The organism is Caulobacter sp. Root487D2Y (assembly GCF_001427165.1).
Taxonomy (GTDB): domain Bacteria; phylum Pseudomonadota; class Alphaproteobacteria; order Caulobacterales; family Caulobacteraceae; genus Caulobacter.
Map to the genome: position 1 here is coordinate 268,705 of NZ_LMFD01000010.1, position 12,150 is coordinate 280,854.

Sequence of the window (12,150 nt, forward strand, 5' to 3'; positions counted from 1 at the left end):
GCGCTTTCGACCCAAGTCGAGCGCCAAGTCTCAAGTATCTCTTGTGACCTCATCCCAAGGCAATCCATCGTATCCAATGACCCAATTGATTGCGTGATGCCGCTCTTGGGCGATCCCGATATTTACCGGGATGCGTGGCATCTTGCCGGTCAGCTTCGCGTTTCGGGCTTCCCAATGCTGCCGGAGAATTTCATCGGCTTTCGCGATGAGGTCGCCATCGGATCGCAGCTTTGCTCCAGCAATGAAGCTCGTCGTGTCTACATCAGCGAACGGGGGGAGAATTTCCTGAAAGGAACCTGTGTCACATTGTTCGTCGGGGCGCGGCAATTCGCCAACCTCGCATAGCGCCCAACAAAGCACGACGAGACGTTCAGACAACCATCCCGCATCGATAATTTCCCGCTCGGAAGGGGTTGGCGTCGCGATAAACCGTTCTTCGGAGGGTGCGAGATCGGTTCTAAGCCCGGTCCTATCCAGCCAGTCGATGACGTCCGACCTCGGAGCGCCAAGGGCGATGCCGACAATCGAGAACAGAGCAAGGGCTCTCCGAGCTACCTCTTCCGGCGAGCGAATAATGTCGGGTTCAAGCTGGTCTTCCATCAATGCATGGTGAAGCGCAGCGCAGTTTGAAGCAACGTCCGCCCCTCTACCCGTTGCAGACATGGTCCTCGATCCATAGCGTAGCTTCATGGTGTTCAGATGGTTGAAGAAATGGATAGCTAGAGGCAAGCCGCCTTCTTGGACGGTCACGGTCGTCGATGGCGTCATCGTGATCAACGATGGTCAGGGCACCGAACGCACGCTTCTGGCGAGTGAGATGCGGCGTGTCGTCATCGCCACGGACGACAGTGGACCTTGGGGCGAGGACGTCGTGTTCCTACTCTACGCCGAAGCCGCAGCGCCGACGGGTATCTTTCCCTTGGAAGCGAATGGGGTTCATGACTTTGTCGCCTGGCTGAAAGCGTTGCCCGGCTATCATGATCGCGAACTTGCGAAGGCAATGTCCTCCACCAAGGTCGCTAGGTTCGTCATTTACGAAGCGCCGGCTCAAGTCCGTTCCCCACCCTGAAAACGGCGGCCACTACCTCCGCTTCTTGGCATTAAATCGCCACCGAGAGCTTGTGTCGGTTCAGGAAGGCGTCGGACCGCATGCGTAACCCCCGCATGCCTGCTGGCCTGATCCGCCTACCCCAGGCGCCGGAGCTTCGTCGCGACTAAGGCGAACCTGCTCCGAACCGGCCTTGGGCGTCTTCCGAAAAAGACACGGCGAACAAGCCTTCCCGCTCGTCCACCCCTGAAGGCCGCATCGGTCGCCGTACGTGCGCCCTCCCCGTGCCTTCAGGTGGGATTATTATCAGGGCGGTTTGGAGGGGTGAGGACCAAATCGGGTCGAGAAAAATTAGAGCATTGAAAACACGGGGCTTTGCTCGCTATGCGCCGAGCGCAAACCCTTCCCTCCCCCCTGCGGGGAGGGTGGCCCTGGCAGCGCCAGGGTCGGGTGGGGGCTGCTGAATCAGCAGATAAGCCCCCCGTCCGACACCCTGCACCCGTCCCCCACCCGTCGGCTTCGCCGCCACCCTCCCCGCAGGGGGGAGGGAAACGCCATTTCGGAAACGCCCCTGACGATCCGGCCGCCCAGACCGCGAAAAGGGGGGTGGCGGCCGGCGCGTGCAGCCGCCACATTCCCCTTGATGACCGACGCCCCTCGTTCGCCCCGCAAGCGCCTGTCCCGCCCGATCCACTGGGTGCTGGACGGCCTGGGCGTCGCGCTGCTGGCCACCGGGGCGGTCGGGGCGGTCGTGCCGGGCATGCCGACCACGGTGTTCTGGATCGGGGCGGTGATGTGCTTCCTGAAGACCCGGCCCCACGCCGTGCGGCCGCTGCTGCGCACGCCGATCATCGGGCCGGCCATCCGCTGGTACCTGCGCTGGCGGCCGTTCGGCGGAGCGCGGCGCCGGGGCAACACTTCCCCGAAGGCTTGAGAGCCGCCGCTCGCCTCCAGGACGTCGAGCGCCTATCTACCCCCCACCATGACCGACGCGGCTGACCAAGATGAACACGGCGAACCTCGCCGCGCCCTGAGCAACGCCAGGGTGCTGGGCTTCATCGCGCGCTTCTGGCTGCGTCGGAAGGGCCTGTTCGTGGCCGGGGTGAGCCTGACCTTGGCGGCCATCGGCTTCGACCTGGCCCTGCCCTGGGCCTCGGGCCAATTGATCGACACCGTCACGAAAGGCCCGTCCGCCATCGACGCGGCCTGGGTCGCCTGGGCGGCCTTCGTCGGCGTCTATCTGGGCTTCTCGCTGATCCGCAACCTGGCCATGCGGTTCTGGATCCCGCTGGCCGCCCGCAACATGGAGGAGATGACCAACGAGGGTTACGCCCGCGTCCAGGCCTTCTCGTCCGACTGGCACGCCGACAGCTTCGCCGGGGCCACGGTGCGCAAGCTGACCCGCGCGATGTGGGGCTATGACAGCGTGACCGACGCGGTGACCATCTGGCTGGCGCCCAGCCTGATCGTGCTGGTCGGCCTGTCGGTGATGCTCTTGCTGCGCCAGCCCCTCGCGGGGGTCGTCGCCCTGGTGGTGGTCGCCGCCTACATCGCCGTGAACCTGGTGGTCACCACCGCCTATGTCCGCCCCGCCAACCTGAAGTCCAACGCCCTGGACTCCAGGATCGGCGGCAGCCTGGCCGACGCCGTCACTTCCAACCCCACGGTCAAGAGCTTCGGGGCCGAGGCCCGCGAGAGCGCCCGCGTGGCCGAGGTCACCGCCGCCTGGCGCGAGGCGGTGATGGTCACCTGGCACAAGTTCACCAATGTCTGGCTGGGCCAGAACCTGCTGCTGGTGCTGCTGCAGGGCGGGCTGACGGCGGCGATGATCCAGGCCTGGGCCAAGGGGACCGCGACCCCCGGCGACGTGGCCTTCGCCATCACCGCCTTCATGCTGATGAGCGGCTATCTGCGCAACATGGGCGAGAACATCCGCATGCTGCAGAAGGGCCTGGACGACACCGAGGACCTGGCCGCCTGGGAAGGCCTGGCCCCGCAGATCGCCGACGCGCCGAACGCGCCGGCGTTCAAGCGCGGGCCGGGCGCCATCGCCTTCGAGGACGTGACCTTCCGCTACAAGTCGGCCGGCGCGCCGCTGTACGACCATTTCTCGCTGAAGATCGCGCCGGGCGAGCGCGTGGCCCTGGTCGGGCCGACGGGCTCGGGCAAGTCGACCTTCGTCAAGCTGGTCCAGCGCCTGCACGACCTGCAGGGCGGGCGGATCGTCATCGACGGCCAGGACGTCGCCCACGTGACCCAAGGGTCGCTCCGCCGCGCCATCGCCGTGGTGCCGCAGGACCCGGCCCTGTTCCACCGCACCCTGCGCGACAACATCGCCTACGGCCGCCCCGACGCCACCGAGGACGAGATCGTCTCGGCGGCGAAGAAGGCCCGCGCCCACGAGTTCATCCTGCGCCTGCCCCAGGGCTACGACACCCTGGTGGGCGAGCGCGGGGTCAAGCTGTCGGGCGGCGAGCGCCAGCGCGTGGCCATCGCCCGCGCCTTCCTGACCGACGCCCCGATCCTGGTGCTGGACGAGGCCACCTCCTCGCTCGACGTCGAGACCGAGGGCCAGGTCCAGGAGGCCGCCGAGGCCCTGATGCACGGCCGCACGACCATCGTCATCGCCCACCGCCTGTCGACCGTGCGCGGCGCCGACCGCATCCTGGTCTTCCAGAACGGCCGCGTCGTCGAGGAAGGCCGCCACGGCGAGCTGAAGGCGGCCGGCGGGGTCTATGCGCGGCTGAACGCGGTCAGCGAGGGCGTTTAGTCGACGGGCCGCCCCGGCGTTCCGGCGGCGGCTGGACCTCCAGGTCGTCCTCGAACGCCTCGAGATCCTCGATCGGAATCTCGACCAGCAGTTCGCCCAGCTTGACGCCGGCCCCGGTCTTCTTGGGCGGGATCTTGGGCGCCGGGGTCTTCGGCGCGGTCTCGGGCGGCGGCGCGGGCGTCGACGGGGCGGGGCGCGCCTCGGTCTTGGGACGGACGATCAGCTCGATCAGCTTCTCCAGGTCGCCCGGGGTCAGGGGCCGCATGCCGGTGCGGATCAGATCGAGCAGGCGCGCGCGGAACACCTCGTCGACATTCGTGCCGCAGCACTTGTTCTTCAGCACGAAGTCGGCGGCCTCGGCCTCGCAGAAATCGACCACCTGGTTGCCGTCGAAGTCCTGGACGGTGATCACGAAGATCACCGTGCCGCCGTTCTTGAAGATCTCGGTGCAGGGCACGTCGATCGTGAACTGGACGTCGTAGCTGGCGTCCACCTCCTGGTCGTCGCGCTTGGGGAGCTTCGAGCCGGGATCGCCCGCCATGGTGATGCGCGGATAGGCCTGGGAGCCGGCCGGTCCCATGCTCTGCACCTGGATGAACCGGATCGGCTCTTCCTGGCAGACGACCTTCAATGAGAGCGTGAACTGGACGCTGTCGCCCTTGCATTCGGGCCGCAGGTTGTCGGTGACGAAGACGTCGGGGGCCAGGTCCTCGACCAGGTCGAACACGTCCTTCGGATGGCGGACGATCTTGCTGTACTTGTGCCCGCCCTGGTGCTCGGTCCGGTAGCGCTCTCCGCCGCCGACGAAGCGCTCGATCAGCCGGGCCAGAAGGTCGCGGGCCAGCGGGCCCAGCAGCTCCAGCAACAGCTTCAGCAGGTCGGGATCCAGGCCGGTGGCCCCGCCGGCCACGCCGCCGCCGAACTTGCCCAGGATGCGGCCCAGGGCGGCCGCGATATCGTCGGGGGTCGCACCGGCGCCGCCCGCCGGGTTCGCGCCGCCCGGTGGGTTGACGGCCTTCTTGAGGGTCTCGATCAGGTCCTCGACGGTGTCTTCGTCGAAGCCTTCCTTGAGCTTGGCGGCGATGGTGTCCCAGTCCATGGCTGTCCTCCCGGGGGTCGAACGCGCACGCTTCACCGGCCCCGCCGATGGCCGGGCCATTTCAAAGAACAGTGTTATCTTAACACAACCCGGACGCGCGGCTAGACGTCGAATCCCGCGAAGAGGGAGCCGAGGCGGCCAACGGCGAGCCTAAGCCGGCGCGGTCGGCGAGAGTCTTGGCTAGCGCTTGACGCCGCTCATGATCACCGCGTCTGTCCGGCCGCCGTCCTTGGCGCATGAGGGCGAAGGATCGATCCTCATCGACTTGCCGCCGATGACCAGGTCCTGGGCCGGCGCGGATGGCGCGACATGGACGTCGCCCGTCTCGAGCGCCTTGTCGAGGTCCCCGCAGAACATCGAGGTCTCGGCCGTCTTGGTCCAAACGCCGGCCGCATCGGCCTTGAAGATCTCGAAGGTCTGGCCGTAGGACAGCAGCACCTCGGCCACGCCGTCGCCGTCGGTGTCGGTCAACAGCGCCCGGCAGTCGAGATAGCCCGCGAGACAGGTGGGTTCATCCCCGCCGTTCCAGGTCTGGTCGACGAAGCCCTTGGGCAAGGCCTGGCCCTTCGGATAGATCTTGGTCTTCTTGAAACGGTCGGGGGCCGCGGTCAGCAAGGACGCATAGGGCTTGTTGTCGAGCTTGCCGACCTCGAGAGCCTTGGCCCTGATCGCCGGATTGGGATCACGCTCAAGGCTCTCCAAGGCCTTCCGGCCAAAGCGGCCGTCGTCGAAGCGCAGGGCGACGTAGTCGAATTGGTCGGCCGTGACCTTGCCGCTCTTCAGCCGCGCCACCTGGTCATTCACCGACAGCCGCCGGGGATCGGCGATCGGGGTGAACAGAGCCAGCAGCACGGCGATCACCACGAAGGCCATGGCGATGTTGACGGCTTCCAAGGTCTTCATCCAGGCGCCGGGCCGCACCGCGGCGATCCCGTAGCCCAGGGCGTAGCCCGCCGCGACCAGCACGCAGGCGGCGGCGACGATCCGGTCGGGGCTGAGGCCGTACTGGCCGATCCGCAAGCTCAGGCCATAGGCCGCCAGCACGGTGATCGGGATCAGCAGCAGGCCGGCCAGCCGCGCGGCCCATTTCAGGACCACCGCGGTCTTCTCGGTTCCGTCCTGGTAGGCGGCGTTGGCCAGCAGGATCAGGAAGGCGTCGGCGGTCAGCAGGATGGCCGTGGCGCTCTTGGTCTTCCACAGCGGCTCCAGGCCGGTGAACGGCAGGGTCAGCAGGAAGGCCGCGGCGATCAGCGCCATCAGCGGCAGCAGCCAGGCCAGCAGGGTCAGGGCGACCGTGCGCACGCCGCGCACCAGGTTGGCCCGCACGTCGGTCAGCTGCACGGCGGCGGCGAACATCAGGGTGGTGGCGGGGTAGGCGAACCACTCGTGCCGGATCAGCTTCTGGATGGCGTCGACGCCGATCAGCTTGAACAGGGCCGCGGCCAGGAACAGCAGCAGCCAGAAGGCGCCGGTGAAGCCCAGCGACAGCACCGCCTGCACCCCGTGCTTCCAGGTGACGTCGAAATAGGTCGGATAGCGGGCGATGCGCCGCCGTTCCATGTCGGCCGGCTGGACCAGGTGGTGGCCGATAAAGATCAGGGCGGCGACGGCCAGGAAGGTCTGCGGCCCCAGGCCGTCGACGCCCCGGGCGGCGGGATCTCCGCTCCAGACCCCATAGGCGCCCAGGCCGGCGGCGAGGATCGCGGCCACGACCTTCCAGACCGCCAGGGTGCGCAGACGCAGGGCCGAGACCCCGGCCAGCCCCACGAACGGCACGAACAGGACGACCATCAGGAAGGCGGCGTAGACCTCGTGCTGGGTGGCCGGCCAGACCTTGGACTTGTCGGCCTGCCAGAGGCCGTACAGCAGCAGACCCTGGATCAGGCCGGTGGCCAGGCGGAGGATCGTCGCCTGCCGCGCGGCGCGGGAATCGATGGTGTCGAGCGGGGCGCTGGAGGAAGCATCGGTCATCGTCGGACTCTTTCAACCTGAGCTGTCGGGGTGGACAGGATCACGTCGCGCGGGCGGCGCCTAGGGTTAAGCTTGCGGGGCCGCGCTTGCCGCGACGCGGGGCGGCCTCTAGGTTCCGCCGCGTTCAGGAGTTCCCCGGCATGGCCTATCGCTCGCTTCGCGAATTCATCGACGTCCTCGAGGCGAAGGGCGAGCTGGTGCGGGTGACCGAGCCGGTGTCGACCGTGCTGGAGATGACCGAGATCCAGACCCGGCTGCTGGCCACGGGCGGTCCGGCGGTGCTGTTCGAGAACGTGATCCTGCCCGACGGGACGCGCTCGCCGATGCCGGCGCTGGCCAACCTGTTCGGCACGGTCAAGCGGGTGGCCATGGGCGTCACCCTGGGCGGCGAGCCGCGCACCACGGCGGGCGAGCTGCGCGAGGTCGGCGAACTGCTGGCCTTCCTGCGCCAGCCCCAGCCGCCCAAGGGGCTGAAGGACGCCCTGGACATGCTGCCCCTGGCCAAGACCGTGATGGCCATGCGGCCGGGCACGGTGAAGAAGGCCCCGGTGCAGGAGGTGGTCCTGACCGGCGACGACATCGACCTGACCAAGCTGCCGGTCCAGACCTGCTGGCCGGGCGAGCCGGCGCCGCTGATCACCTGGCCGCTGGTGGTGACCAAGGGCCCGGGCAAGGACCGCGAGGACGACTTCAACCTGGGCATCTACCGCATGCAGGTCCTGTCCAAGGACCGCTGCATCATGCGCTGGCTGGCCCATCGCGGCGGGGCTCAGCACTATGCCCGCCACAAGAAGGCCGGAAAGCGCGAGCCCCTGCCCGCCTGCGCCGTGCTGGGCGCCGATCCCGGCACGATCCTGGCCGCCGTCACGCCGGTGCCCGACACCCTGTCCGAGTACCAGTTCGCCGGCCTGCTGCGCGGGGCCAAGGTCGACCTGGTCCCGGCCAAGACCGTGCCGCTGATGGTGCCGGCCCATGCCGAGATCGTCATCGAGGGCCACGTCCTGCTCGACGAGTACGCGGACGAGGGCCCCTACGGCGACCACACCGGCTACTACAACAGCGTCGAGAAGTTCCCGGTCTTCCAGGTGACGGCGATCACCATGCGGAAGGAGCCGATCTACCTGACCACCTTCACCGGCCGGCCGCCGGACGAGCCGTCCGTGCTCGGCGAGGCGCTGAACGAGGTGTTCATCCCGCTGATCCGCCAGCAGTTCCCCGAGATCGTCGACTTCTGGCTGCCGCCCGAGGGCTGCAGCTACCGCATCGCCGTGGTGTCGATGAAGAAGGCCTATCCGGGCCACGCCAAGCGGGTGATGCTGGGCGTCTGGAGCTATCTGCGCCAGTTCATGTACACCAAGTGGGTGATCGTCGTGGACCACGACATCAACGCCCGCGACTGGAAGGACGTGATGTGGGCGATCAGCACCAAGATGGACCCCGCGCGGGACATCACGGTGATCGAGAACACCCCGATCGACTATCTCGACTTCGCCAGCCCCGAGAGCGGCCTGGGGTCGAAGATCGGCCTCGACGCCACCGACAAGCTGCCGCCCGAGACCCACCGCGAGTGGGGTAACGAGATCCGCATGGACCAGGCGGTGATCGACGCGGTCAGCGAGAAGTGGGCGCGACTGGGGCTGCCGGGCGACGGCAAGCCGATCTGGAAGTAGCGGCCAGAAAATGTTATAACTCCGTTCTAACGGAGACGGCGTCATGCGATCCTCGGTGCGCAAGATCGGCAATTCGGCGGGGGTGATCCTGCCCAAGCCCTTCCTGGCCAGCATCGGCGCGGAAGCCGGCGACGCCGTGGACGTGACGATGGAGGACGACCGCATCATCATCGTCGCCGCGCCGAAGAAGCATCCTCGTGAAGGCTGGGAGGAAGAGGCCCGCGCCATGGCCGAAGCCGGGGCTGACGGGCTCGTCTGGCCTGAGTTCGGCAATGACTTCGATGTCGAGGAATGGGACGGCGAATGGTGACGCGCGGAGAGGTCTGGCTTGCCGACCTTGATCCGACCGTGGGCCACGAGATCCAGAAGACTCGGCCCTGCGTCATCATCTCGCCGGACGAACTCAATAAGGTCGTGCGGACCGTCCTCATCGCGCCGATGACCACCGGCGGCTGGACCACATCGTTTCGCGTGCCGGTCGTGTTCCAGGACCGGGACGGCCTGATCGTTCCCGACCAGATGCGATCCATCGATCGCCGGCGCCTGCGCAAGAAGTTGGGAATGCTGCCTGAAGACGACCTCCAGGCCTTGCTCGGCGTGATCCGGACCATCTTCGAAAACTAGTCGCATCCTGCCGTCCTCGGCCGATGCACCGCCGTCACCAGCACGTAGCTGAGCAGCATCAGCAGATACCAGGCCCCCAGCTTGCCGATCGGCACCATCGTCCAGCCGTGGCGCTGGCTGGGATAGACCCAGGCGCCGGCCAGGGTGCCGAGGTTCTCGGCGAACCAGATGAACAGGGCCACCAGCAGACCGCCCAGCAGGAACGGCATGCGTCGCGCGACGCGGTCGGGCGTGAACAGGAACCAGGTCCGTCCGAAGATCACGACCGACAGCGCGAACAGGCCCAGGCGGATGTCGGGCCCGTAGTGGTGGGTGAAGAAGTTGGCGTAGGCCAGGATCGCCAGCACCCAGGTGGTCCAGATCGGCGGGTAGCGGACATAGGTCACGTCGAACAATCGCCAGATCCGCGCGATGTAGCTGCCGATGCAGGCGTACATGAAGCCGCTGAACAGCGGCACGCCGGCGATCTTCAGCAGGCCCGGCTCGGGATAGATCCACGAGCCGTGGGCGGTCTTGAACACCTCCATGATCGTGCCGACGATGTGGAAGACGCCGATCACCGCCGCCTCGTCCCAACGTTCCAGCTTCAGGGCCAGCAGCGAGGCCTGGATGGCGACCGAGGCGATGACGAGAAAGTCGTAGCGCGCCAGCGGCGCGCCAGCGGGCCACCAAAGATGCGTGCCGACGATCAGCGCCAGCATCAGGCCGCCGAACAGACAGGCCCAGGCCTGCTTGAGGCCGAACAGCAGGAACTCGTAGGCCCAGCCGTTCAGCCGACCGCGCTCGGCCCAGGGCCGCGCCCAGGCGTCCAGCGCCGCGACCCGTTCCTTGATCCACGCTTTGACGCCCGGCGAGGGGGCGCCATATGTGCGTCCATGACCACCTCCTCGATCTTCCCGCCCGCCGCCGACAAGACCGCCCTGGAGCGCGGCGCCGCCATCGCTCCCCGCTTTGATGGAAGCGGCCTGGTCGCCGCCATCGCCCAGCACGTCGACACCGGCGAGATCCTGATGTTCGCCTGGATGAACGACGAGGCCCTGAAGCTGACCCTCGACACCGGGATCGCCCACTATTTCAGCCGTTCGCGGGGCAGCCTCTGGAAGAAGGGCGAGACCAGCGGCCAGCTGCAGATCGTCACCGAGCTGCGCATCGACTGCGACCAGGACGCGGTGCTGATCAAGGTCCGCCCGCAAGGCGACGGGGGCGCCTGCCACGTGGGTTTCCGCTCCTGCTTCTACCGCGTCTGGGAGAACGGGGCGCTGGTCGAGCGCGAGGCGTAGGGCTCTTCTCATCCCGCCAGCCTGCCCCGCCCGCGTGAAGCCGGCGGCCAGGGCGTGTGCAGGCGGCGTCAAGACCCCCTGGAGAACGCCGGTCGACCAAAGTTGCGAACGAGCGGATTTGTGTCATCGTCCTTCGGGGTTTCGAGGGGGCGACACATGGCCGAAGCGGCTTTGCAGACCGATGCGCGGGCGAACGTCTCGCGCCAATTCTATTTCGCGATGGCGCTGACCTGCCTGATCATCGCCGTGCTCGGCTTCATGCCGACCTATTTCGTGCCGATGGTCGAGGGCAAGTTCAAGGGCCCGCCGCTGGTCCACATCCACGGCCTCGTGCTGTTCGCCTGGATGGCGTTTTTCTGCACCCAGACCTGGCTGGTGGCGCGGGGCAAGACCCTGGCCCACCGCACCTGGGGCGTGCTGGGCGTGTCCATCGCCACCGCCATGGTGTTCGTGGTCACCGCCATTGTCTCGCTGCGGATCTCCCAGGCCTCGCTGCCCGGCCAGCCGGAGGGATTGGCGCACGGGGTGCGGGCCTTCGCCTGGGTGAGCATCGGCGGCATCGGCTTCTTCATCGGCGCGTTCGCCCTGGCGATCGTCGAGGTCAGGCGGCCGGAGACGCACAAGCGCCTGCTGCTGCTGGCCACGATCTCGCTGCTGGGCGCGCCGATCGCGCGGTGGTTCCTGACGCTGCTCGCGCCGTCGGCCCCGCCGCCGCCGGCCCCGCCGCCCGGATTGCCCGCGGTGTTCGCGCCGCCGGTTTTCGTCGCCGTTCCTCCCGCCCTGATCGGCGACATTCTGCTGTTCGTCGCCATGTGGGTGGACTGGCGCACCCGGGGGCGGCCTCATCCGGTCTACCTGATCGGCGGAGGGCTGATGCTGCTGCTCCACATCACCCAGGTCCAGGTCGCGGAATCGCCGGCCTGGCAGGCGATCGCCGCCGCCATCGGCCACATCACCGGCTGACGGGCCAGGGCGGCCAAGTCCGGCTTGCGCCCGCCGGCCGGACGACGCACAGGATCGACATGACCACCGCCCAGGCCCTGATCGCCTTCGCCCTCGCCGCCGGCCTGCTGACCATCACGCCGGGACTGGACACCGCCCTGGTGCTGCGCACGGCCGCCGCCGAGGGCTGGCGGCGCGCGACCGCCGTGGCGGTGGGGATCGGGCTGGGGTGCCTGGCCTGGGGCGCGGCGGCGGCGTTCGGAGCCGGGGCCCTGCTGGTGGCCTCACACACCGCCTACACGATCCTGAAATGGGCCGGCGCGGCCTATCTGGTCTGGCTGGGCCTGAACCTGCTGCGCAAGCCGCGCGCCGCCTTCGACGCGGACGCGGGCGCGGCCCCGCCGGCCAAGGACTGGGGCGGAGGACTGGCCGCGGCGCTGGCCAAGGGTTTCTGGAACAACCTGCTGAACCCCAAGGTCGGGGTGTTCTACGTGTCGTTCCTGCCCCAATTCATCCCGACCGGCGCCGGCCCCGCCGCCTTCGGGCTGCTGCTAGCGTCGATCCACGTGGTCATGGGCCTGGCCTGGGCCGGTGGCCTGATCCTGGCCACCGCGCCGATCGCCCGGGCGCTGAGGAAGCCGGGCGTGGTCAAGTGGCTGGACCGGGTGACCGGCGGGGTGTTCGTCGCGTTCGGCGTGCGGATCGCGCTGGAGCGGCGCTAGGCCCGTTTCAAGGCAAGCGCGGCG

General features: G+C 68.0%; 13 protein-coding genes. 9 read left to right on the plus strand and 4 right to left on the minus strand.

Annotation, left to right across the window (positions count from 1 at the left end; all coding sequences use genetic code 11):
• Positions 1-30: 30 nt before the first annotated feature.
• Complete coding sequence (locus tag ASD38_RS23370; protein ID WP_082560735.1) at positions 31-600, minus strand: DUF4272 domain-containing protein; 570 nt, start codon at positions 598-600, stop codon at positions 31-33.
• A gap of 88 nt (positions 601-688) precedes the next feature.
• Here ASD38_RS23370 and ASD38_RS11220 point away from each other — a divergent pair, with 88 nt between their 5' ends.
• The 3 genes from ASD38_RS11220 to ASD38_RS11230 all read left to right on the plus strand — a co-directional run bounded on the left by ASD38_RS11220 (position 689) and on the right by ASD38_RS11230 (position 3,818).
• Complete coding sequence (locus tag ASD38_RS11220) at positions 689-1,069, plus strand: hypothetical protein (protein ID WP_056460125.1); 381 nt, start codon at positions 689-691, stop codon at positions 1,067-1,069.
• A gap of 622 nt (positions 1,070-1,691) precedes the next feature.
• Entirely contained in the window at positions 1,692-1,982 is a 291-nt protein-coding gene (locus ASD38_RS11225; RefSeq protein ID WP_056460128.1) for a DUF454 family protein, read from the plus strand.
• 48 nt (positions 1,983-2,030) lie between these two features.
• The gene (locus ASD38_RS11230; protein ID WP_056460131.1) at positions 2,031-3,818 is read left to right on the plus strand and encodes an ABC transporter ATP-binding protein; all 1,788 of its coding nucleotides are present in this window, start codon (positions 2,031-2,033) and stop codon (positions 3,816-3,818) included.
• On the opposite strand, the gene ASD38_RS11235 is transcribed toward ASD38_RS11230, so the two are convergent.
• The gene (locus ASD38_RS11235; RefSeq protein ID WP_056460133.1) at positions 3,802-4,917 is read right to left on the minus strand and encodes a hypothetical protein; all 1,116 of its coding nucleotides are present in this window, start codon (positions 4,915-4,917) and stop codon (positions 3,802-3,804) included. The two genes, ASD38_RS11230 and ASD38_RS11235, sit on opposite strands and share 17 nt — an antisense overlap.
• Positions 4,918-5,097: 180 nt before the next feature.
• The gene (locus ASD38_RS11240) at positions 5,098-6,888 is read right to left on the minus strand and encodes a DUF4153 domain-containing protein (protein WP_156390670.1); all 1,791 of its coding nucleotides are present in this window, start codon (positions 6,886-6,888) and stop codon (positions 5,098-5,100) included.
• Between the two features lie 140 nt (positions 6,889-7,028).
• On the opposite strand from ASD38_RS11240, the gene ASD38_RS11245 reads away from it, so the two are divergent.
• The 3 genes from ASD38_RS11245 to ASD38_RS11255 are packed head-to-tail and all read left to right on the plus strand — an operon-like array spanning position 7,029 to position 9,182.
• The gene (locus ASD38_RS11245) at positions 7,029-8,558 is read left to right on the plus strand and encodes a UbiD family decarboxylase (protein WP_056460137.1); all 1,530 of its coding nucleotides are present in this window, start codon (positions 7,029-7,031) and stop codon (positions 8,556-8,558) included.
• A 43-nt stretch (positions 8,559-8,601) separates the two neighbouring features.
• Positions 8,602-8,868, plus strand: coding sequence for an AbrB/MazE/SpoVT family DNA-binding domain-containing protein (locus ASD38_RS11250; RefSeq protein WP_056440486.1), 267 nt, complete (start codon positions 8,602-8,604; stop codon positions 8,866-8,868).
• On the plus strand, positions 8,862-9,182 hold the full coding sequence (locus ASD38_RS11255) for a type II toxin-antitoxin system PemK/MazF family toxin (protein WP_056440484.1): 321 nt from the start codon (positions 8,862-8,864) through the stop codon (positions 9,180-9,182). Before ASD38_RS11250 ends, ASD38_RS11255 begins: the two co-directional genes overlap by 7 nt.
• On the opposite strand, the gene ASD38_RS11260 is transcribed toward ASD38_RS11255, so the two are convergent.
• Positions 9,179-10,015 (minus strand): DUF817 domain-containing protein, encoded by an 837-nt coding sequence (locus tag ASD38_RS11260; RefSeq protein WP_056461359.1) that lies wholly within the window; start codon positions 10,013-10,015, stop codon positions 9,179-9,181. The genes ASD38_RS11255 and ASD38_RS11260 overlap by 4 nt on opposite strands.
• Before the next feature lie 42 nt (positions 10,016-10,057).
• Here ASD38_RS11260 and hisI point away from each other — a divergent pair, with 42 nt between their 5' ends.
• The 3 genes from hisI (at position 10,058) to ASD38_RS11275 (ending at position 12,126) form a co-directional block, all read left to right on the plus strand.
• Complete coding sequence (gene hisI, locus ASD38_RS11265; RefSeq protein WP_056461360.1) at positions 10,058-10,462, plus strand: phosphoribosyl-AMP cyclohydrolase; 405 nt, start codon at positions 10,058-10,060, stop codon at positions 10,460-10,462.
• Positions 10,463-10,618: 156 nt separating this feature from the next.
• Complete coding sequence (locus ASD38_RS11270; protein WP_056460141.1) at positions 10,619-11,425, plus strand: hypothetical protein; 807 nt, start codon at positions 10,619-10,621, stop codon at positions 11,423-11,425.
• A 59-nt stretch (positions 11,426-11,484) separates the two neighbouring features.
• Complete coding sequence (locus ASD38_RS11275) at positions 11,485-12,126, plus strand: LysE family translocator (RefSeq protein ID WP_056460144.1); 642 nt, start codon at positions 11,485-11,487, stop codon at positions 12,124-12,126.
• Positions 12,127-12,150 lie beyond the last annotated feature (24 nt).